The organism is Streptomyces sp. NPDC048270, from assembly GCF_040652335.1.
In the GTDB taxonomy this organism is placed as follows: domain Bacteria; phylum Actinomycetota; class Actinomycetes; order Streptomycetales; family Streptomycetaceae; genus Streptomyces.
The window spans coordinates 1-21154 of the sequence record NZ_JBEZLV010000016.1 but is presented as its reverse complement, the minus strand read 5'-3'; the positions used below and the strand labels follow the sequence as shown (position 1 = coordinate 21154).

Sequence of the window (21154 nt, the reverse complement as noted above, 5' to 3'; positions counted from 1 at the left end):
GTCCTTCTCTTAATGCTTTGTACGAAAAGTGCGTGAGGTGCCTGGCTGATCGCCCGGACTTTGTCCGCCTACTGCGCGGCGCGGGCCCCGGCCGGCAGCCATGCGAAGGACGCGGCAGCGTCGGCGGCCTTGTACTCCAGGCCTACGTAGCCCTCGTATCCGGCCTTCTTCAGCTGGTCGAGCAGCTCCTCGAGGGGCAGCTCGCCGGTGCCGGGGGCACCGCGTCCGGGCTTGTCCGCGATCTGGACGTGCCCGGTCTTGGCGGCGTACTTTTCGATGACCTCGGAGAGGTCCTCATCGTTCATCGCCAGGTGGTACAGGTCGAGCAGGAACTTGGCGTTCCCGAGGCCGGTGGCCTCGTTGACTTTGTCCACTACCTCGATGCCGGCCGGGGCGCTCACCAGCGGGTAGAGCGGCGACTCGGGCTTGTTGAGGGTCTCGATCAGGAGGATCGCGCCGACGCGGTCGGCGGCCCGGGCCGCCACGACCAGGTTCTCGAGCGCGAGCTCGTCCTGGACCGCCGGGTCCACGCCTTCGACGCGGTTGCCGTAGAGGGCGTTCAGCGCCTTGCAGCCGACCGAGGCCGCGAAGTCCGCGGCCACGTTGATGTTGGCGTTGAAGCGCTCCGACTCCTCACCGGGGACCGAGACCGCACCGCGGTCCGGACCCGGCAGCCGGCCGGCGTAGAAGTTCAGGCCCACCAGCTGGGTGCCGGCGTCCTCAAGAGCCTTCTTGAGGGCGTCGAGCTCCTCCTGTGCGGGGGTGGGGGTCTCGATCCAGGGCCACCACAGCTCGACCGCCGTGAAGCCCGCCGCGGCGGCAGCCGCGGGACGCTCCAGAAGCGGGAGTTCCGTGAAGAGGATCGACAGGTTTACATCGAAGCGCTGGTCCGTGTATCCCATGAGGGGTGTGCGCTCCTTCCGTATTGCGGAAGTTAGTTTCTGCTTGATGGAAGACTGCATGGAGGTTCGCGCGGCTGTCAAGTACGGGCTCCCGAAAAGTCCTGAGTGCCGGGTAGCTTGGCGAGCGTGCGATTGAGAGTGGAGTTCACGACCGAGCCCTTCGACCTCGAAGAGGCCCCTGCCCATGCCGTGGCCGCTCGCGAGGTCATCCAGAAGGCCCAGCTGGACGCGGTGGACGTCGGCCCGTTCGGCAATACCGCGGAAGGCGAGGCCGACCGGGTGCTGGCCGCGGTGGGCGCGCTGCTGCGCGATTCCCTGGAGGCCGGAGCGACGCGGGTCTCGCTCCAGGTCAACGTCCTCGGGGAGGACACGCCATGACCGAGCCCCGCGACCACCCCTTCGTCACCGCGGTCAAGCCGCTGGTCGACGCGATGGGGGGCGAGCTGATGGATCCCGCCCTGGCCCAGCCCGACGACGTCGTGCTCAGCTGGGAGGGGCAGGACCTGCTCGCGGTGCGCCTGCCCCAGCTCTCGGATTCCCTGGACCACATCCTGGCGGCGCTGGAGCGCCGGCACGGCGTACCGTTGGCCCGGCTGGACCGCAAGGCCAAGCAGGACGTGGTGCGGATACTGGAGGCGCGGGGCGCCTTCTCCGTGCGGCACGGCGTGGAAACGGTCGCGGCCGCCCTGGGCGTAAGCCGCTTCACGGTTTACAACTATCTGAACCGGGAAAATCCCAACAAAGCCGCCCAAGAGTGAAGCCAAGCGTGAACGCGGTCTGACCCACAGTGACGAGCCGTCGCCCAATTCATCCGGGCGGCGGCTTTTGTGTACGCGAAGTTTCAACAAAGTGTTGACGCCGTGTTGTCGAGGGCGTTAGCTATGCGCAGCCCGTCAAGCAACAACAGGCCACGGAGGCCTACCGTGACTTCGAGTCCGACCCCGGGTCTCACCCGGTTCAACGCCTTGGACGACAGCGCGGCCTCGGCCGAGCTGCACGAGGTGTGCGCCAGTTCGGCATGGGTGGGCAAACTGCTCGCCCAGCGACCCTTCGCCAGTGCCGAGTCCCTGTTCGCCGCCAACGAGGCCGCCATGGCGGAGCTCACCGCGGCGGACCTGGGCGAAGCGATGGGAGGCCACGCGCCGATCGGCCGGCCGAAGCCGGGAGACCCGACCTCCGCCCGCGAGCAGCGTGGCATGGCCGGTGCCTCGGAGGAGCTCAAGAACGAGCTCCTCGAGCTGAACCTGGCCTACCAGGAGAAGTTCGGCCACGTCTTCCTCATCTGTGCGACCGGTGCGACCGGTGCGTTCATGCGGGACGCGGTCAAGGTCCGGATCGGCAACTCGCCGGAGCAGGAGCGAGAGATCGCCCGCGGTGAGCTCGTCAAGATCAACAACATCCGGCTGACCCGCCTCGCCGAACTCGCAGAAGAAGGAGAGTGACCATGAGCACCGCGACCACCGCGTCGGTGTCCACGCACATCCTGGACACCAGCATCGGCAAGCCCGCCGAGGGCGTCGCCATCTCCCTGTCGGCCCGTACCGGGCTCGACGGCGAGTGGGCGGCCCTGGGCGGCTCCGCCACCGACGCCGACGGGCGTTGCAAGGACCTGCCGGCGCTGCCGGAGGGCACCACCCACGTACGTCTCGACTTCGAGACCGAGACGTACTTCTCCAAGAAGCAAGCCGAGGCGCAGCAGGACGCCCCCCGCGTAAGGGACAGCGCTACGTTCTTCCCCGAGGTCACCATCACCTTCGCGGTGAACCCGGGCGAGCATTACCACGTACCGCTGCTGCTCAACCCGTTCGGCTACTCCGTTTACCGAGGGAGCTAGCATGGCCACGATTCTGGGCCAGAACCAGTACGGCAAGGCAGAGAACCGCGTCGTCAAGATCACGCGGGACGGCGACACCCACCACATCAAGGACCTGAACGTCTCGGTCGCCCTGTCGGGCGACATGGACGACGTCCACTACTCCGGCTCGAACGCCAACGTCCTGCCGACGGACACCACCAAGAACACGGTGTACGCGTTCGCCAAGGAGTACGGCATCGAGTCCGCCGAGCAGTTCGGCATCCACCTGGCGCGCTGGTTCGTGAACAGCCAGGAGCCGATCCAGAAGGCGCGCATCCGGATCGAGGAGTACTCCTGGTCCCGGATCGCCACCTCGGACGCCAACTCCAAGTTCATCGGCGCCGACGAGGTGAACCACTCCTTCGTCCGCGAGGGCCAGGAGACCCGGGTCACCCAGATCACGTACGACGGCAAGAACTGGGAGGTCATCTCCGGCCTCAAGGACCTCGTCGTCATGAACTCCACGAACTCCGAGTTCTGGGGTTACGTGAAGGACAAGTACACGACGCTGAAGGAGGCCTACGACCGGATCCTGGCCACCCAGGTGTCGGCTCGCTGGCGCTTCAACTGGTCGGACGACGAGCAGCGGATGCCCAACTGGGAGAAGTCCTACGCCGAGACCAGGAAGCACATGCTCCAGGCCTTCGCGGAGACCTACTCCCTGTCGCTGCAGCAGACCCTGTACCAGATGGGTTCGCGCATCATCAACCACCGTTCGGAGATCGACGAGGTCCGCTTCTCGCTCCCGAACAAGCACCACTTCCTCGTCGACCTTGAGCCGTTCGGCCTCAAGAACGACAACGAGGTCTACTTCGCCGCTGACCGCCCGTACGGTCTGATCGAGGCCACTGTTCTCCGGGACGGCGTTGACGCCCGCATCCCCGTGGACATGACCAACCTCTGACGCGGCACGCGCGTCCCGGGGCTCCGCAGTGGCCCCGGGACCGCGCGACACACCTTCAGCTTCGTGAATCGGCACCCGGACGCATCACGCGGGGCGGCAGTACTGTCAGCTGTCAAGGCCCCCGGCTCCGGCACTCAAATCTCCTGGGCCTTGCCGTGCCCGCACCGCCACTGAAAGCACGAGGAAGTCCCATGGCAGCATCGGCAGCCCTTGACAGCGCGGTCGAGCGCATCGTCATCGAGAACTGTGCGATCGCGACCGTCGACGCGAACGACACCGAGTACGCCTCGGGCCACGTGGTCGTCGCAGGCAACAAGATCGAGTCGATCGGTGCGGGCAAAGCCCCCGAGAACCTTGAGAACGTGGTCCGCCGCATCGACGGCACGGGTCACCTCGTCACCCCCGGCCTGGTCAACACCCACCACCACTTCTACCAGTGGATCACGCGCGGTCTGGCCACCGACCACAACCTCTTCAACTGGCTCGTCGCGCTGTACCCGACGTGGGCGCGCATCGACGAGCAGATGACGTACACGGCCGCGCAGGGCTCCCTCGCCGCGATGGCCAAGGGCGGCGTCACCACCGCCATGGACCACCACTACGTGTTCCCCAAGGGCTCCGGCGACCTCTCCGGCTCGATCATCCGCGCCGCGTCCGAGATGGGCGTCCGCTTCACCCTCGCCCGCGGCTCGATGGACCGCAGCGAGAAGGACGGCGGCCTGCCCCCGGACCACGCCGTCGAGACCCTCGAGGGTGCGCTCGCCGACACCGAGGCGACCGTCAAGAAGCACCACGACGCCTCCTTCGACTCGATGACGCAGGTCGCCGTCGCCCCCTGCTCCCCGTTCTCGGTCTCCACCGAGCTGCTGAAGCAGGGCGCCGAGCTGGCCCGCCGCCTGGGTGTGCGCATGCACACGCACGGCTCCGAGACGGTCGAGGAAGAGCAGTTCTGCAAGGAACTGTTCGGCATGGGCCCGACCGACTACTTCGAGTCGACCGGCTGGCTCGGCGAGGACGTGTGGATGGCGCACAGCGTCCACATGAACGACTCCGACATCGCCGCGTTCGCCCGCACCAAGACCGGTGTCGCGCACTGCCCGTCCTCCAACGCCCGTCTGGCCGCCGGCATCGCCCGCGTCCCGGACATGCTCGCCGCCGGCGTCCCGGTCGGCCTCGGCGTGGACGGCACCGCCTCCAACGAGTCCGGCGAGCTGCACACCGAGCTGCGCAACGCGCTCCTGATCAACCGCCTGAACCCGGTCCACCGCGAGCGCGCCCTGAACGCGCGCCAGGCCCTGCGCCTGGGTACGTACGGCGGCGCCCAGGTCCTCGGCCGCGCCGACAACATCGGCTCGCTGGAGGTCGGCAAGTGCGCCGACTTCGTGATGTGGAACCTGAGCACCTTCCTGCACTCCTCGATCGCCGACCCGGTCACCGCGCTGGTCTTCGGCGCCGCGGCCCCGGTGACGGCCTCGTTCGTCAACGGCAAGCAGATCGTCGAGAACAACCGACTGCTCTTCGCCGACGAGGACGCCATCGCGGTGTCCACGCGGGAAGAGGCCCAGCGCCTCGCGCGGATCTCCGCGCAGGCCTGATCCTCCCCCAGCCACCGCTGGGAGGTGCTCCAAGAGTCCGGCCGGGGGGGACGGCCCCCGGCCGGCGGCCGCGGACCCGAGCGGGGTCCGCGGCAGCCGTTCCCGGGAAGCGCCTGAGGACATCCGAAGGCGCCCCCGGGGGCGGTGACTCGTGCCATTGGCTTCGCCATGCGCGAAAACACGCGGAACGGTTTGGGCGAATCGCTCCCGCACCCCTTCGGACCAGCATGCGCACCACCACAACTCCATACAGCTCGACTCGCACCGCTTTCGCATCACCTCCAAGACACCCACGTCCCTGCCGACGTGTTACCCGACCGGAGGAAGCCGTGGCCCAGTCGCCCAGGTTTCGCAAAGACGCAGTCGCAGTACCGCAGGTCTCCGGGGAGAAGCACCCGGTCGACGAGACCCTGCCACCGCTCAAGATGTTCACCAGCGGTCTCCAGCACGTGGCCGCCATGTACGCGGGTGTCGTCGCCCCGCCCATGATCGTCGGGCCTGCCGTCGGCCTCTCGGCCACCGAGACCGCCTTCCTGATGGGCGCCTCGCTCTTCACGGCCGGACTCGCCACCCTCCTCCAGACCCTCGGGTTCTGGAAGATCGGCGCCAAACTCCCCTTCGTCAACGGCGTGTCCTTCGCCGGCGTGACGCCGATGATCGCGATCGGCAAGGGGGAGGGGGACGACGCGATACCCGTCATCTTCGGCGCGATCATCGTCGCCGGAGTCATCGGCTTCTTCGCCGCCCCCTACTTCGGCAAACTCGTCCGCTTCTTCCCGCCGGTCGTGACGGGCACGGTCATCACCCTGATCGGCGTCTCGCTCCTGCCCGTCGCCTTCAACTGGTCGCAGGGCGGGAACAGCACCGCCGCCGACTACGGCTCGATGAAGAACATCGGCATGGCGGCCGCCACCCTGGTCATCGTCCTGCTGATGCGCAAGTTCCTGCGCGGCTTCCTCCAGCAGATCGCCATCCTGCTCGGCCTCGTCGCGGGCACCCTGATCGCCCTGCCGCTCGGCATGACCAGCTTCGACGCCGTCCGGAACGCCTCGCTGGTCGGCTTCCCGACCCCGTTCCACTTCGGCGCCCCGCAGTTCCAGGTCGCCGCGATCATCTCCATGTGCATCGTCATGCTCGTCTGCATGACCGAGTCCACCGCCGACATCCTGGCCCTGGGCAAGATCGTCGGCCGCCCGGCCGACGCGAAGACCATCGAGGGCGGCCTGCGCGCCGACACCCTCGGCAGTGCGGTCAGCCCGCTGTTCAACGGCTTCATGTGCAGCGCCTTCGCCCAGAACATCGGGCTGGTCGCCATGACCAAGGTGCGCAGCCGGTTCGTGGTCGCCGCCGGCGGCGGCATCCTGATCCTGCTCGGCCTGTGCCCGATGGCCGCCTCCGTGATCGGCGTGGTCCCGCTGCCCGTCCTCGGCGGCGCCGGCATCGTGCTCTTCGGGTCCGTCGCGGCCAGCGGCATCCAGACCCTGGCCGGCGCGGCCATGGAGAAGGGCGAGAACGCCCTGATCGTCGCGGCCTCGGTCGGCATCGGCCTGATCCCGATCGCCGCGCCCGGGTTCTACCACGCCTTCCCCAAGGACCTCCTCGTGGTCCTCGACTCCGGCATCAGCACCGGCTGCGTGGTGGCGATCCTGCTCAACCTCGGCTTCAACCACCTCGGCGCCCGGCGCCAGGCGGGCACCCCCGATCCGGTCCCGGTGCACTGAACCGCGTACGGCGGTGCGCACGCCACCCGCTGCGGGTGTGGCGTGCGCACCGCCGTACGTCTTTCCTCAGGGCTGCCAGAGCATGAGGTTGCTCATCAGCTCGGCCTGCTCGATCGCGTCGTCCAGGGCGTGGTGCGTGTGCGGCCGCCGCGACAGCAGCTCACGCGGCATCCGGCCCTTGACGGCGGCCCGCAGCGGTACGCGGGCCTTCGTCGCGTAGAGGGTCTTCATGTCCAGGCAGCCGGAGTGGCCGAACGGGCTCTGGCCGCCGAAGCGCATCAGGTACCAGTACAGGAAGGTCCAGTCGAAGGAGGCCGGGTAGCCGCACATCACGGGCTGCGCACCGGCCGAGACCTCCCGCACCCATGTACGGAACTCCGCCATCGCGCTGTCCGGATCGGCGCCCTCGCGCACCAGCCGCTCCCGGTCGAGCCCGCTCACGGCGAGCGCCTCGGGCACGAACGCCTCCGAGACCGGCCGCAACTCCCGGTAGAAGGTGTGCTCTTCGGGGTCGGCGGCCGTATACGACCCGCCGTCCTGCCGCCCGGCGACGGCTGCCCCGAAGCTGATCATCGAGTACGGGCCGGGAATGGGTCCGTCGGCCTCGATGTCGACGGAGATGTAGAGACTGGGACGTGCGGTACGGGCTGCCATGCGGGGCAGCATGCCAGCCCGTACCGCCGCGGACCATCCGGTTTTCCGGGCTACGGGGCGGGCGTCAGGTACATCCCGCTCTGGTCGGCGCCCGCGGTGTTCTTGCAGCTGAAGCCGGATGCGGCGGGCTGCGCCACGACCAGGGCCAGGCAGCGCCCCGCGGCCAGCTGGCCGAAGTGGTTCGGGTGCATGGACTCCTGGATCAGGCCCTGCGACTCGTTGTTGTCGATCCAGCGCGCCCACTCGCTCGTCTTGGCCGAGGCCGGCACCGAAGAGGTCACGTGCTTGCTCGCCTTGGCGCACACCTCGCGCCCCTGGAGCATGTCCCGCAGGTCCAGGAACTGCACGCCCTTGGCGGCGGCGACGCCCTTGATGCGGTTCGCGATCTGCGGGACGAGCGAGTCCCGCGCCCAGTCCGAGTCCCGGTTCCAGAACGGGCATCCGCCGGTGTTGAGGCGGCTCCAGTCGCTCTGCGTGTACCGGTTCTCCGCGCCGCGCGGGATCGGCGACGGGTAGGACTGCAGCACGATCCGGTAGGAGGAGTCGGCGTACCCGGCCCCGCGCATCACGGCCCGGACCTCGTCCACGGACTTGCCGACCGCGCCCATCACGGCGTCGATCCTCTGGTCCACGCCGTACTGCTGGTCGTCGTAGCAGTACGAGTTCCAGATGATGAAGTCGTACGCGCAGTCCTTGATGATGTCGGCGAAACCGAGGTCGTTGCCGCCGATGGACAGGGCGATGACCTTGACGTCGTGGCTCGCGGCCACCGCGGCGAGCTGATCGGCCTGCGGGGCCTCTCCCTTGAAGGCCACCCCGCCGTGGGAGGCGCGGAACACGTTCTCGGACGTGGCCCCGGAACAGGCCAGGTTGACCGCCACGTCGGCGATCGGCCCGGCGCTGCGCACCTCGGCGGAGTCGGAGCGGTGGCAGCCGCCCGCGGTGGTCCCGTAGACCTTGCCGGGATCGTAGGTGCTGCCGCTGACCCAGCCCCGGTCGGTCCCGTTCCGGCTGCCGCTGTTGGTCAGGCTGTTGCCCTTCCAGCGGCCGGCCTCTCCGGAGATGTAGCTGTCGCCCAGGGAGACCACGGCGGTGGGCCCGGTGCCGGGGCTGGCGGCGGAGGTGCCGGCGCCGGCGGCCAACAGCGAGCCGACGGCGAGCGGCAGAACCATTCCGGCTGCGGCCAGTCGTCGCACACGACTGCCGGCCCGGTCCTTGCTGACGGTGCGGAATCCGATCACTGCGGAACTCCTGCGGTCGGCCATGCGGAATCCGGGAAAAACTCCGGCGCATGGCTGGGGAAGTGGGGGTTACCGCCGGCCGGTGGCATCGGAAAGGTGACACGCCCCCACTTGTTACCGCTAGGTACAGTCACGTTACGAACGAGTAACGACCGATCGGTCGTTCGGCTCCGGAGGCCGGAAAACGCCTCCGCCCCCGGCGCCGGAGGGGCGACGGGGGCGGAGGCGGCTGTGTTCGACTGCTGTGCGTTTCAGTCGAATCCAGACGTTCAGCCGACCAGCTGGTCGTATGCGGGGAGGGTGAGGAAGTCCGCGTAGTCCGCGTCCAGCGAGACCTGGAGGAGGAGGTCGTGGGCCTGCTGCCACTTCCCGGCCGCGAAGCCCTCCTCGCCCAGCTCCGCGCGCAGCGCGGCCAGTTCCTCGGCCGCGAGGGCGCGGGTCAGCTCGGCCGTGGCCGTCTCGCCGTTCTCGAAGACGACGCCGGCGTTGATCCACTGCCAGATCTGCGAGCGCGAGATCTCGGCGGTGGCGGCGTCCTCCATCAGGCCGAAGATGCCGACGGCGCCGTGGCCGCGGAGCCAGGCCTCGATGTACCGGATGCCGACCTGGACGGCGTTGCGCAGGCCCTCGTAGGTGGGCTTGGCGTCCAGCGAGTCGATCGCGATGAGCTCGCCCGGGGCCACCGAGACGTCCTCGCGCAGCCGCTCCTTCTGGTTCGGCCTGTCGCCGAGCACCGCGTCGAAGGAGGCCATCGCGATCGGGACCAGGTCGGGGTGGGCGACCCAGGAGCCGTCGAAGCCGTCGCCGGCCTCGCGGTCCTTGTCGGCCTTGACCTTCTCGAAGGCGATCTTGTTCGCCTCGGCGTCCTTGCGGGACGGGATGAAGGCCGCCATGCCGCCGATGGCGTGCGCGCCGCGCTTGTGGCAGGTGCGGACCAGCAGTTCGGTGTACGCCCGCATGAACGGGGCGGTCATCGTCACCGCGTTGCGGTCCGGCAGGACGAACTTCTCGCCGCCGTCGCGGAAGTTCTTGACGATGGAGAAGAGGTAGTCCCAGCGGCCCGCGTTCAGGCCGGCGGCGTGGTCGCGCAGCTCGTAGAGGATCTCCTCCATCTCGTACGCGGCGGTGATCGTCTCGATCAGGACCGTGGCGCGGACGGTGCCCTGCGGGATGCCGACGTAGTCCTGGGCGAAGACGAAGATCTCGTTCCAGAGGCGCGCCTCCAGGTGCGACTCCGTCTTCGGCAGGTAGAAGTACGGGCCCTTGCCGAGGTCGATCAGGCGCTTCGCGTTGTGGAAGAAGTACAGCCCGAAGTCGACCAGTGAGCCGGAGGCCGGGCCGCCTTCGAACTCCAGGTGGCGCTCCTCGAGGTGCCACCCGCGCGGCCGCATCACGACGGTGGCGAGCTGCTCGGCGGGCTTCAGCGCGTACGCCTTGCCGGTGCGGGCGTCGGTGAAGTCGATGCGGCGCTCGTAGGCGTCGATCAGGTTGAGCTGGCCGAGGACGACGTTCTCCCACGTGGGGGCCGAGGCGTCCTCGAAGTCGGCGAGCCAGACCCGGGCGCCCGAGTTCAGGGCGTTGATGGTCATCTTGCGGTCGGTCGGACCGGTGATCTCCACACGGCGGTCGTTCAGCGCGGCCGGGGCCGGCGCGACCTTCCAGTCGCCCTCGCGGATCTGTGCGGTCTCCGGGAGGAAGTCGAGCGTGGAGGTGCGGGCGATCTCGGCGCGCCGCTCTCCGCGGCGGGCGAGGAGCTCGGCCCGGCGCGGGGCGAACCGCCGGTGGAGCTCGGCCACGAAGGCCAGCGCCGCTTCTGTGAGGACTTCGTCCTGTCGGGGCAGGGGTTCGGCATCGACGATGGCCAGCGATGACGGCGCTGGTGCGGACATATCTGTCACTCCTTGCAGCGGCGGTGCCTGGCGGCCGCGGGGGAATGCTCGCGCGCGGACGGCACGGAGTGCCGTCGAGTGTGGAGAGTTCCAAATACGGTCGCGGGCGCCGTCTGGGGGTTCAGGGCGCTTCTGACCAGTGGATAGTAATTTCCTCATGGTGGAAGTTCAATGGTTTGTTGATATCGAGATTCTCTTGGTCGACAGATTTTGCCCGCGGGATGGCGCTCAGTGCCACAGTGGTCACACCCTGCGCTGCCCGAAGGCGCTTCAGTCCCGCTCGAGCCGCGCCAGATCGGCCGGCACGTCGATGTCGAAGGCCTCGGCCACATCCGCGCACTCCACCAGAGTGAGCTCCGCCGCGTGCCGTGTCAGGTGGACACGCGCACCTTTGTCATCCGTTGCCGTTTCCGCGATGTCCGCCCACCGGTCCGCGCCGAAGAGCACCGGGTGGCCGCGCTCCCCGTGGTAGGCCGCCGCCACCAGGCTGGCGGGGGAGCGGTAGGCCTCCCGCACCCGGGCCACGGCCGCCGGGCCGATGCCCGGCTGGTCCACCAGGGACACCAGGGCCGCGCGGGCGCCCGTACCGGCGAGGGAGGCGAGCCCGGCCCGCAGCGAGGAGCCCATGCCCTGTGCCCAGTCGGGGTTGTCCACGACCACGCACCCGGCCAGGTCCGCGCGCTCGCGGACCTCGGCCGCCGAGGCGCCGAGCACCACGTGGACGGGACCGCAGCCCGCCTCGCGCAGCACCCGTACGGCGTTCTCGACCAGCGGGCGGCCGCGGTAGGGCAGCAGGGCCTTGGGCCGCCCGCCCAGGCGGCGGCCGCCGCCCGCCGCCAGGAGCAGGCCCGCGATCACCGGAGGGTCGGTCTGGGCAGGGCGGGAGCCGGGACGGGATCCGGTGTCGGGGCCCGAGGGGCGAGCCGCGCGGGACGCGGCGGGTGGAGCGGCGTGTGAATCGGCTGACATGCCACCGATTCTCGCTCCCGCACGGAGGCCCGGGCGCGCCGCCCCAGGGCGCGCCGTACGGCGGCCAGCGCGGCCCGCATCCGCAGCGGCTCGCAGATCCGGTTCTCGGCGGCCGCCAGCAGGGCTCGTTCGTCACGGTCGGTCAGCATGCTGCGTCTCCTTGCCAATCGGGGGCCAATACGGCGAGTCTGGTCCTCGATTGGCCTGGCCGTCAGAGCCAATCAGGGGAGGTTGGCATGGCAAACGGGCGAGTGGTCCAGACAGCGGACAGAACCATCGGCAGCCGCCAGCTGGCGGCCCTGCTGCCCGCCGAGGTGCTGGCCCGCCCCGGCTACCGGGCGCTCGCCGACGCGGTGCGCACGCTGATCCTCGACGGCCGCGTCGCCCTGCACGTCCGGCTGCCCGCCGAGCGCGAGCTCGCCGAGGCGGTCGGCGCGAGCCGGGCCACCGTCACCGGCGCCTACGACCTGCTGCGCGAGAGCGGCTACGTCCGCAGCCGCCGCGGCTCCGGCACCTGGACCGAGCTCCCCGACGGGCACCTGCCCGTCGGCGCACCCGCCCTCATCGGCGGCGGCACCGGAGGCCGGCCCGACGGCGATCCCGGGATCGACCTCGCCATCGCCGCCATGGGCGCCCCGGAGGGAAGCCTCGCCGAGGCCTTCGCCTGGGCCGCCCCCCGGCTGCCCCGGCTCGCCCGGAACCCCGGCTACCACCCCTTCGGACTGCCCGACCTGCGCGCGGCCGTCGCCGAGCGGTTCACCCGGCGCGGACTGCCGACCCGCCCCGAGCAGATCCTGGTCACGGCCGGGGCCCAGCAGGCCTTCGCGCTCGTCGTCAGCCTGCTCTGCCGCCCCGGAGACCGGGTCGTCACCGAGAGCCCGACCTACGCCAACGCCCTCGACGCCCTGCGCCACGCCCGGCTGCGGACGGGGTCCGTGGCCGTCTCCGACGCGGGCTGGGACATGGAGATCGCCGAGTCCACACTGCGCCAGACCGTGCCGCGGCTGGCGTACTCCATCCCCGACTTCCACAACCCGACCGGCGCGCTGATGCCGCCGGAGCAGCGGCTGCGGCTGCTCGCGGCCACCCGGGCCACCGGGACCTGGCTGGTGGTCGACGAGACCATCGCCGACATCGCGCTGGACGTCCCCGCGCCCCCGCCGCTGGCCTCGCTCGCCCCGCGCGGCGGCGCCGAGCACGTGATCACCATCGGCTCGCTCAGCAAGACGCACTGGGGCGGGCTGCGGGTGGGCTGGATCCGCGCCACCGCGAAGATGATCACCGAGCTGACCTCCGTACGGGTCTGCGCCGACATGACCGGCTCGGTGCTCGACCAGCTGGTCGCGCTCCCGCTGATGGAGAGCCTGGAACGGACGCTGCCCGCCCGCCTGGCGCAGCTGCGGATCCAGCGCGAGGCCCTGGTCGGGTTCCTGCAGCGGCACACCCCGGAGTGGTCCTGGCGGCTTCCGCCGGGCGGGCTCTCGCTCTGGGTCGACCTCGGCGAGCCCGTCAGCTCCGCGCTGTCCGAACGGGCCGCGGCGGCCGGGGTGCACATCGGCCGCGGCGCCCGGTTCGGGGTGGACCCGGGCACCTTCGAACACCGGCTCCGGATCCCGTACACCCTGCCCGCCGACCGCCTCGACGAGGGCGTCCGGCTCCTCGCGCAGGCCTTCCACGACGGGGTCCCGCTCTCCCCGGCGGTGGAGCGGCCGTACTGGGTGGCGTAGCGGCCCGGCAGCCGGACGGGGGCTCGCCGTGCGCTTCGGCCGGGAGGACGCCGTACGGGAGGCGCCCGCCTAGGGCGTGCGGACCAGGCGGCGGGTGGCCGCCGCCGCCACCGCCGAGGTGCGCGAGTCGACGCCGAGCTTCGCGTAGATGTGCACCAGGTGGGACTTGACCGTGGCCTGACTGAGGAAGAGCCGCTTGGAGATCTGCTGGTTCGACAGGCCGTCCGCGACCAGCTGCAGTACCTCCAGCTCCCGCTTCGTCAGCGCCTGCGCCGGGGTCCGCATCCGGTCCATCAGCCGCAGCGCCACCGCCGGGGCCAGCGCCGACTGGCCCGCCGCGGCCGTCCGTACCGCCGCGGCCAGCTCCTCCGGCGGGGCGTCCTTCAGCAGGTAGCCCGAGGCGCCGGCCTCCACCGCCGCCAGGATGTCCGCGTCCGTGTCGTACGTGGTCAGCACCAGCACCCGGGGCGCGTCCTGCCGGGCCGTGATCAGGGCGGTGGCCGCGGACCCGTGCATCCCGGGGCCGAACTGGAGGTCCATCAGCACCACGTCCACCGCCTCGGCGGCGGCCAGCTCCACCGCCCGCTCGGCGGTCGCGGCCTCGGCCACCACCGCGAAGTCCGGCTCGGTGTCCAGCACCGCGCGCAGTCCCGCCCGGACCACCGGGTGGTCGTCCGCGAGCAGCAGCCGGATGGTCATCAGGACGCCTCCAGGGGCAGCGGCAGGGTGACGGCCACGGCGGTGCCCTGGCCGGGATCGGACTCCACGGTGAACAGCCCGCCCAGGGTCTCGGCGCGCGAGCGCATCGCGGGCAGGCCGAAGCCCCCGTCCCCCCGGGCGGCGGCCGCGGAGCGGGGATCGAAGCCCTGCCCGTCGTCCACGATGTCCAGCGTCACCGAGGCGTCCATGAAGGTCAGGGTGATCTCGGCGCGCTTCGCCCGCGCGTGGCGCACCACGTTGGCCAGCGCCGACTGCGCGATCCGCAGCAGGGCCACCTCGTACGGGGTCGGCAGCACCCGGGGGCTGCCGCTCAGCGAGAACCGCACCCGAGGCCAGGGCGCCCCGGCGCACAGCCGCCGCAGGGCCGCCGGCAGGGAGCCGTGCTCCAGGTCGGGCGGGGTCAGGGCGCGGACGAACCGGCGGGCCTCGGCGAGGTTCTCCTGGGCGGCCTCGCGGGCCTGCGCGATGTGCGCCAGCGCCGCCTGCGATCCCCCGGACGCCGCCCCGGTAGCCCCGGTAGCCCCGGTCGGCCCGGGAGCCGGGCCCGCGGTGCCCGCAGAGCCCGCCGCACCCTCGTCGGCGAGGGTCCGCTCGGCGGCCCGCAGCAGCAGCTGGATGGAGGACAGCCCCTGGGCCAGGGTGTCGTGGATCTCCCGGGCGAGCCGCTCCCGCTCGGCGAGGATCCCGGCGCTGCGCTCTGCGGCGGCCAGTTCCGCCCGGGTGGCGATGAGCTCCTCGATCAGCTCGCGGCGCCGCTCGCTCTCGCGGTACAGCGCCTGGTAGCCCAGTACGGTCGCCACCGCCACGGCGCCGCCCAGCAGCGGCCCGAGGAACGCCCCCGGGGTCACGTCGCCGCTGTGCGCGAGGAAGCCGCCGATCGCCGCGCAGGCGGTCAGCGCGACGGCGGCGACCCCCCAGCGCAGCCGCAGCAGGTGCAGCTCCAGGAAGTACAGCGGGAAGGCGATCCACAGCCCGTCGGGGGAGACCGCCAGCAGGGCCGCCCAGGCCGCGCCCAGCACGGCCAGCCACACCGCCCCGGCCCGCGGCGAGCGGTGCACCGCGGGGGTCCGTACGCCGGCCGCGTACACGGCGGCCAGCAGCACGCAGGCCGCGACCACCCAGGAGGCCCGGGGCGCGGAGTCGGCCAGTGCCCGGCCGGCGGCCAGCGCGAGCAGCGCCAGCAGCAGGGCGTGCAGGCACAGCCGCAGCACCTTGGACACCGGGGTGAGGGGGCGGGAGGCCGCGGGGGCGGCGGGCACGGGCACAGCGGGAGCAGTCATCGCCGGACCAGCGTAAGTCGGGCCGGGTCACCCCCGGTCAACCGAAAGTTTGATGTCTCGGTGGGCCCTTCGATACGAGGATCGGTACCGTGGCGCGATGCCTTGTGTCCACGCGGAAGACCAAGGTGGGGGACATGTTCGTCGCATGGAGAGATCTACGGTTCGCGAAGGGCCGGTTCGCCCTCATGGGCTCGGTGGTCCTGCTGATCACGCTGCTGGTCGGCCTGTTGTCCGGACTCACCGCCGGCCTGGCCCGGGAGAACATCTCGGCCGTCACCGGCCTGCCCGCCTCCCACCTGGCCTTCGCCGCGCCCGCCGGCGGCCAGGAGGTGTCCTTCACCAACTCCCAGGTGCCGGAGAAGGCCTGGCGGGCCTGGCGGGAGCAGCCCGGGGTGAGGGCGGCCGAGCCGCTCGGGATCCGTACGACCAACGCCGCCTCGGGCGAGCACACCGCGGCGGTGTCCGTGTTCGGCGTGGAGCCGGCCGGGGGGCTGGCTCCACGCGGCGCGGGGCTCACCCAGGGCCAGGTCGTCCTCACCGAGAAGGCGGCGAAGGAGCTGGGCGGCCTCACCGCGGGGGCCAAGCTGAAGATCGGCCCGCTCGAACTGTCCGTGGCCGCCGTCTCCGGCACGGCCGCCCACAGCCACACCCCGGTCGTCTGGATGGACCTGAACGACTGGCAGCGCGTCGGCAACCCCGGCACCTCCCTGGAGAACCTGGCCACCGTCCTCGCGGTCTCCGGTGACGGCATCGACCTGGCCGCCGCGGACGAGGCCGCGGGCACCCGGGCCCAGACCGTGGAGGAGGCCCTCGGCGCCATCGGCTCCTACCAGGCCGAGAACGGCTCGCTCCAGCTGATGCGCGGCTTCCTCTTCGCCATCTCGGCCCTGGTGATAGGCGCCTTCTTCACGGTGTGGACCATCCAGCGCAGCGGGGACGTCGCCGTCCTGAAGGCACTGGGAGCCTCGACGCCGTACCTCCTCAGGGACGCGCTCGGCCAGGCCGTGGTGATGCTGGCGGCCGGCACCGGGCTGGGCACGGCGCTGGCCGCCGGCTTCGGGGCGCTGATCAGCGGCGGGGACGTGCCCTTCGTGCTCCACACCGCCACCGTGCTCGTACCGGCCGCCGTGATGATCGCGCTCGGCGCGCTCGGCGCGGCCCTGTCCATCCGGCGGATCACCGCCGTCGACCCGCTGACCGCCCTCGGGAGCGCCCGATGACCCTGCTCGTGCACGACGTCACGCTCACCTACCCCGACGGCGACTCCCGGCTCACCGCGCTCGACGCGGTCGGCCTGGAGGTGCCCGCCGGCACCCTGACCGCGGTGATGGGCCCGTCCGGCTCCGGGAAGTCCAGCCTGCTCGCCGTCGCCGCCACCCTGGTCACCCCGGACTCCGGCCGGGTGGTCGTGGCCGGCCGGGACACGGCGGGGCTGAGCGCGGCCGAGAAGTCGGCCCTGCGCCGGGAGGAGATCGGCATCGTCTTCCAACAGCCGAACCTGCTGGCCTCGCTGACCGCCGCCGAACAGCTGCAGGTCATGGCGCACCTGTCGGGCCGCCCCCCGCGGGCGCTGCGCCGGCGCGCACTGGAGCTGCTGGACGCGGTGGGGCTCGCGGACAAGGCCGACAAGCGGCCCCACCAGCTCTCCGGGGGCCAGCGCCAGCGGATCAACATAGCCCGGGCCCTGATGAACGAACCCGCCGTGCTGCTGGTGGACGAGCCGACCAGCGCCCTCGACCACGAGCGCGGCGCCGCCGTGCTCGACCTGCTGGTCTCGCTCACCCGCGAGCGCTCCACGGCCACGGTGCTGGTCACCCACGACCACGCCCACCTGGAGCGGATGGACCGCACGGCGACGATGGCCGACGGCCGCCTCACCCGGAGCCCGGCACCGGTCCCGGCCCCCTGAGCCGGGCGGCGCGGGGCGTACGAGGGCCCCTGCCGTCCCGCTCCGGAGCGGGACGGCAGGGGCCCTCGTACGCCTGGTGCGCAGGTGCGCTCAGGCGGGGGTCTGGTTGGACAGGGCCACCGAGAGCTCGGCGGCGACGCCCTGCAGGATCGGCACGAAGGACTCGGCCACGGCCTCGGTCACCCGGCCGGCCGGACCCGAGATGGAGATCGCGGCGGCGGTCGGCGAGTTCGGCACCGAGACGGCGAGGCAGCGGACTCCTATCTCCTGCTCGTTGTCGTCGACCGCGTAGCCCGATGCGCGGACCTTCTCCAGGGCGTCGAGGAAGCCCTCGGGCGTGGTGATGGTCTTCTCGGTCGCCGCCGGCATGCCGGTGCGCGCCAGCAGGGCCCGTACCTCGTCGGCGGGGGTGTAGGCGAGGAGCGCCTTGCCCACGCCGGTGGAGTGCGGGAGCACCCGGCGGCCGACCTCGGTGAACATGCGCATGGAGTGCTTGGACGGCACCTGGGCGACGTAGACGATCTCGTCCCCGTCGAGCAGGGCCATGTTCGCCGTCTCCCCGGTCTCCTCGACCAGGCGGGCGAGGTAGGGGCGGGCCCAGGTGCCCAGCAGCCGCGACGCGGACTCGCCGAGGCGGATCAGCCGGGGCCCGAGGGAGTAACGTCGGTTGGGCTGCTGGCGGACGTAGCCGCACGCCACGAGGGTGCGCATGAGGCGGTGGATCGTCGGCAGGGGCAGTCCGCTGGCCGCGGAGAGCTCGCTGAGGCCGACCTCACCCCCGGCATCGGCCATGCGTTCGAGCAGATCGAAGGCGCGCTCAAGGGACTGGACGCCACCGCTGGCGGCGGTGGGCTTGGCGGAAGCGTCGGTGGTGCTGGCGCTGGACGTCGGCACGGCGCGGTCCTTTCGGTGCTGGCAGGCAAGGAAGCAGCCTACCGGTCGGTCGGCGTCGGCCCTAGAGCAGGGGCGAAGCCGTCCCCGCCGGTCAGAGGCGGTTTGTCCAGGTGGCGGACGTCCTCGGGAAGTTACCTCCCCGTCCCCCGGTGGTGGTAGCTACATTCTGTATGGCGAAATCTTAATTCCATCCTGTGGAAACATCCAATCGCGCCGAGAGAGCGTCAGCGGTCCGTCCGGGCACTCTTGACTGCTTCTCGATCGACGTGAAGACTCCGTCAACAGAACGTTGAATTTCGCTCTGTGGAAGTAGATGGGGAGGTTCCGGTGTCCGACGTGGCTGTGGAACTGGTACTGCGCTCGACGCGCGTCATCACCCCCGAGGGGACGCGCGCCGCCTCGGTGGCCGTCGCCGGCGGGAAGATCGCGGCCGTGCTGGCGTACGAGGCCGCGGTGCCGGCCGGGGCCCGGCTGGAGGACTTCGGCGACGACGTCCTGCTCCCCGGTCTGGTAGACACCCACGTCCACGTGAACGACCCGGGCCGCACCGAGTGGGAGGGCTTCTGGACGGCCACCCGCGCCGCCGCGGCAGGTGGCATCACCACCATCCTCGACATGCCCCTGAACTCCCTGCCCCCGACCACCACGACCGACAACCTGCGCGTCAAGCAGGAGGTCGCCCGCGCCAAGGCGCACGTGGACGTCGGCTTCTGGGGCGGCGCGCTGCCGGACAACGTCAAGGACTTGGCTCCGCTGCACGACGCCGGCGTCTACGGCTTCAAGTGCTTCCTGTCGCCCTCGGGCGTGGAGGAGTTCCCCGAGCTCGACCAGGAGCGGCTCGCCGCCTCCCTCGCCGAGATCACCGGCTTCGGCGGCCTGATGATCGTGCACGCCGAGGACCCGCACCACCTGGACTCCGCGCCGCAGAACCCGGGCCCCAAGTACGCCGACTTCCTGGCCTCCCGGCCGCGCGACGCCGAGAACATCGCGATCGAGAACCTGATCGCCCAGGCGAAGCGGCTGAACGCCCGCGTCCACGTCCTGCACCTGTCCTCCTCCGACGCGCTGCCGCTGATCGCCGCCGCCAAGGCCGAGGGCGTCCGGATCACCGTCGAGTCCTGCCCGCACTTCCTCACCCTCACGGCCGAGGAAGTCCCGGACGGCGCAACCGAGTTCAAGTGCTGCCCGCCCATCCGCGAGGCCGCCAACCAGGACCTCCTGTGGGACGCGCTCGCCGACGGCACCATCGACTGCATCGTCTCGGACCACTCGCCCTCCACGGCGGACCTCAAGACCGGCGACTTCGCCACCGCGTGGGGCGGCATCTCCTCCCTCCAGCTGGGCCTGCCCGCCATCTGGACCGAGGCGCGCCGCCGCGGCCACAGCCTGGAGGACGTCGTGCGCTGGATGTCCGCCGCCCCGGCCGCGCTCGCCGGGCTGACGCAGAAGGGCGCGATCGAGGCGGGCCGCGACGCCGACTTCGCCGTCGTGGCCCCTGAAGAAACGTTCACTGTGGATCCGGCCGAGCTGCACCACCGCAACCGGATCACGGCGTACGCGGGCAAGACCCTGCACGGCGTCGTGAAGTCCACCTGGCTGCGCGGTACGCAGATCGCCGACCACGGCACCCCGACCGAGCCCACGGGCCTCCTCCTCGAAAGGCAGAACTGACAGTGGCGATTCCTTCCTTCACCGGTAACGCGAACCCGTACGGAGGCGGCGACCCGTACGCGGACTACCGCACCGCGGACTTCCCGTTCACCCAGTACGCGAACCTCGCCGCCCGTGAGCTGGGCGCCGGTGTCATCGCCGCCAACGACGAGTTCTTCGCCCAGCGCGAGAACCTGCTCATCGCCGAGGCCGCGCACTTCGACCCCGAGCACTTCGGCCACAAGGGCAAGATCATGGACGGCTGGGAGACCCGCCGCCGCCGCGGTGTCTCCGCCACCCAGCCCTGGCCGACCGCCGAGGACCACGACTGGGCGCTCGTACGCCTGGGCGCCCCGGGCGTCATCCGCGGCATCGTCGTCGACACCGCCCACTTCCGCGGCAACATGCCGCAGGCCGTCTCCATCGAGGGCACCAACTGGGACGGCGCCCTCGCGCCGACCCCGGAGGAGCTCCTCGCCGGCGACGTGAAGTGGACCGAGCTCGTCCCGCGCACCCCGGTCGGCGGCCACGCGGCCAACGGCTTCGAGGTGACCGCCGAGCAGCGCTTCACGCACCTGCGCGTCAACCAGCACCCGGACGGCGGCATCGCCCGCCTGCGCGTGTACGGCGAGGTCGTCCCCGACCCGGCGTGGCTCGCCACGCTCGGCACCTTCGACGTCGTCGCGCTCGAGAACGGCGGCTCGGTCCAGGACGCGTCCAACCGCTTCTACTCCCCGCCGACCAACACCATCAACCCGGGCCGCTCCCGCAAGATGGACGACGGCTGGGAGACCGCCCGCCGCCGCGACAACGGCAACGACTGGATCCGCTACCAGCTCGTGGCGGAGTCGGAGATCCGCGCCGTCGAGATCGACACGGCGTACCTGAAGGGCAACTCGGCGGGCTGGGCCTCCCTGTCCGTCAAGACGGGCGAGGAGGGCGAGTGGACGGAGTTCCTGCCGCGCACCCGCCTGCAGCCCGACACCAACCACCGCTTCGTGCTGGACGCCCCGGCGGTCGGCACGCACGTCCGGATCGACATCTTCCCGGACGGCGGCTTCTCCCGCCTGCGCCTGCACGGCTCCCTGACCGAGGCCGGCGCCGCCGCGCACGCCGCCCGCCACCAGGAGCTGGGCGCCTAGTCCCGGGCCGCCGCCGCACCCGCACCGGTGCGCCGGCGGACGAGTGGAGCGGCCCCCCGGGGCCGGCCCCCCCCCCGGGCGCCGCGCCGGTAGCGCCCCCCC

The 21154-nt window shown here is 71.3% G+C and carries 21 protein-coding genes; 12 read left to right on the top strand and 9 right to left on the bottom strand.

All coding sequences use genetic code 11. From position 1 onward, the window contains the following. Positions 1-68: 68 nt before the first annotated feature. Positions 69-902, bottom strand: coding sequence for a TIM barrel protein (locus AB0D66_RS16390; RefSeq protein ID WP_362302893.1), 834 nt, complete (start codon positions 900-902; stop codon positions 69-71). A 126-nt stretch (positions 903-1028) separates the two neighbouring features. Here AB0D66_RS16390 and AB0D66_RS16385 point away from each other — a divergent pair, with 126 nt between their 5' ends. The 7 genes from AB0D66_RS16385 (at position 1029) to AB0D66_RS16355 (ending at position 6977) form a co-directional block, all read left to right on the top strand. Continuing rightward, positions 1029-1280: a thiamine-binding protein gene (locus AB0D66_RS16385; RefSeq protein WP_079154403.1), complete on the top strand. Its 252-nt coding sequence runs from the start codon at positions 1029-1031 to the stop codon at positions 1278-1280. Further along, positions 1277-1660: a helix-turn-helix domain-containing protein gene (locus AB0D66_RS16380; RefSeq protein WP_362302889.1), complete on the top strand. Its 384-nt coding sequence runs from the start codon at positions 1277-1279 to the stop codon at positions 1658-1660. Before AB0D66_RS16385 ends, AB0D66_RS16380 begins: the two co-directional genes overlap by 4 nt. Positions 1661-1825: 165 nt before the next feature. After that, positions 1826-2344 carry a 2-oxo-4-hydroxy-4-carboxy-5-ureidoimidazoline decarboxylase gene (gene uraD, locus AB0D66_RS16375; protein WP_362302886.1) on the top strand — a complete coding sequence of 173 codons (519 nt, stop codon included), beginning with the start codon at positions 1826-1828 and terminating at the stop codon, positions 2342-2344. A gap of 2 nt (positions 2345-2346) precedes the next feature. Continuing rightward, a complete protein-coding gene (gene uraH, locus AB0D66_RS16370) occupies positions 2347-2736 on the top strand; it encodes a hydroxyisourate hydrolase (RefSeq protein WP_069922566.1) in 390 nt (129 codons plus the stop codon). Between the two features lies 1 nt (position 2737). Beyond that, a complete protein-coding gene (gene pucL, locus AB0D66_RS16365; RefSeq protein ID WP_362302881.1) occupies positions 2738-3661 on the top strand; it encodes a factor-independent urate hydroxylase in 924 nt (307 codons plus the stop codon). Between the two features lie 191 nt (positions 3662-3852). Further along, the gene (locus AB0D66_RS16360; protein WP_362302878.1) at positions 3853-5256 is read left to right on the top strand and encodes an 8-oxoguanine deaminase; all 1404 of its coding nucleotides are present in this window, start codon (positions 3853-3855) and stop codon (positions 5254-5256) included. A 329-nt stretch (positions 5257-5585) separates the two neighbouring features. Beyond that, positions 5586-6977: a nucleobase:cation symporter-2 family protein gene (locus tag AB0D66_RS16355; RefSeq protein WP_362302875.1), complete on the top strand. Its 1392-nt coding sequence runs from the start codon at positions 5586-5588 to the stop codon at positions 6975-6977. Positions 6978-7043: 66 nt separating this feature from the next. On the opposite strand, the gene AB0D66_RS16350 is transcribed toward AB0D66_RS16355, so the two are convergent. The 5 genes from AB0D66_RS16350 to AB0D66_RS16330 form a co-directional block, all read right to left on the bottom strand. After that, positions 7044-7631: a 3'-5' exoribonuclease gene (locus AB0D66_RS16350; RefSeq protein WP_362302871.1), complete on the bottom strand. Its 588-nt coding sequence runs from the start codon at positions 7629-7631 to the stop codon at positions 7044-7046. Positions 7632-7681: 50 nt separating this feature from the next. Next, a complete protein-coding gene (locus AB0D66_RS16345; RefSeq protein WP_362303174.1) occupies positions 7682-8803 on the bottom strand; it encodes a GDSL-type esterase/lipase family protein in 1122 nt (373 codons plus the stop codon). Positions 8804-9141: 338 nt separating this feature from the next. Then, complete coding sequence (gene aceB / locus AB0D66_RS16340) at positions 9142-10761, bottom strand: malate synthase A (RefSeq protein WP_362302868.1); 1620 nt, start codon at positions 10759-10761, stop codon at positions 9142-9144. Positions 10762-11031: 270 nt separating this feature from the next. Beyond that, entirely contained in the window at positions 11032-11619 is a 588-nt protein-coding gene (locus AB0D66_RS16335) for a nucleotidyltransferase family protein (RefSeq protein ID WP_362302866.1), read from the bottom strand. Then, positions 11616-11879, bottom strand: a complete 264-nt coding sequence (locus AB0D66_RS16330) for a hypothetical protein (protein WP_362302864.1) — start codon at positions 11877-11879, stop codon at positions 11616-11618. The genes AB0D66_RS16335 and AB0D66_RS16330 overlap by 4 nt, the downstream gene beginning before the upstream one ends. A gap of 87 nt (positions 11880-11966) precedes the next feature. On the opposite strand from AB0D66_RS16330, the gene AB0D66_RS16325 reads away from it, so the two are divergent. Further along, positions 11967-13457 carry a PLP-dependent aminotransferase family protein gene (locus AB0D66_RS16325; protein WP_362302862.1) on the top strand — a complete coding sequence of 497 codons (1491 nt, stop codon included), beginning with the start codon at positions 11967-11969 and terminating at the stop codon, positions 13455-13457. Between the two features lie 69 nt (positions 13458-13526). Here AB0D66_RS16325 and AB0D66_RS16320 read toward each other — a convergent pair whose 3' ends face one another. Continuing rightward, entirely contained in the window at positions 13527-14156 is a 630-nt protein-coding gene (locus tag AB0D66_RS16320; RefSeq protein ID WP_362302860.1) for a response regulator transcription factor, read from the bottom strand. After that, entirely contained in the window at positions 14156-15457 is a 1302-nt protein-coding gene (locus AB0D66_RS16315; RefSeq protein ID WP_362302857.1) for a sensor histidine kinase, read from the bottom strand. The genes AB0D66_RS16320 and AB0D66_RS16315 overlap by 1 nt, the downstream gene beginning before the upstream one ends. A 134-nt stretch (positions 15458-15591) precedes the next feature. Between AB0D66_RS16315 and AB0D66_RS16310 the strand changes: the two genes are divergently transcribed. Together AB0D66_RS16310 and AB0D66_RS16305 are read left to right on the top strand one after the other, a co-directional pair. Next, positions 15592-16677: an ABC transporter permease gene (locus AB0D66_RS16310; protein WP_362302854.1), complete on the top strand. Its 1086-nt coding sequence runs from the start codon at positions 15592-15594 to the stop codon at positions 16675-16677. Then, a complete protein-coding gene (locus tag AB0D66_RS16305) occupies positions 16674-17366 on the top strand; it encodes an ABC transporter ATP-binding protein (protein ID WP_362302851.1) in 693 nt (230 codons plus the stop codon). Before AB0D66_RS16310 ends, AB0D66_RS16305 begins: the two co-directional genes overlap by 4 nt. A gap of 90 nt (positions 17367-17456) precedes the next feature. On the opposite strand, the gene AB0D66_RS16300 is transcribed toward AB0D66_RS16305, so the two are convergent. Next, positions 17457-18260: an IclR family transcriptional regulator gene (locus AB0D66_RS16300; RefSeq protein WP_362302848.1), complete on the bottom strand. Its 804-nt coding sequence runs from the start codon at positions 18258-18260 to the stop codon at positions 17457-17459. A 327-nt stretch (positions 18261-18587) separates the two neighbouring features. On the opposite strand from AB0D66_RS16300, the gene allB reads away from it, so the two are divergent. Continuing rightward, complete coding sequence (gene allB, locus AB0D66_RS16295; protein WP_362302845.1) at positions 18588-19931, top strand: allantoinase AllB; 1344 nt, start codon at positions 18588-18590, stop codon at positions 19929-19931. 2 nt (positions 19932-19933) lie between these two features. Then, complete coding sequence (gene alc, locus AB0D66_RS16290) at positions 19934-21052, top strand: allantoicase (RefSeq protein WP_362302842.1); 1119 nt, start codon at positions 19934-19936, stop codon at positions 21050-21052. The last annotated feature ends 102 nt before the right edge of the window (positions 21053-21154 follow it).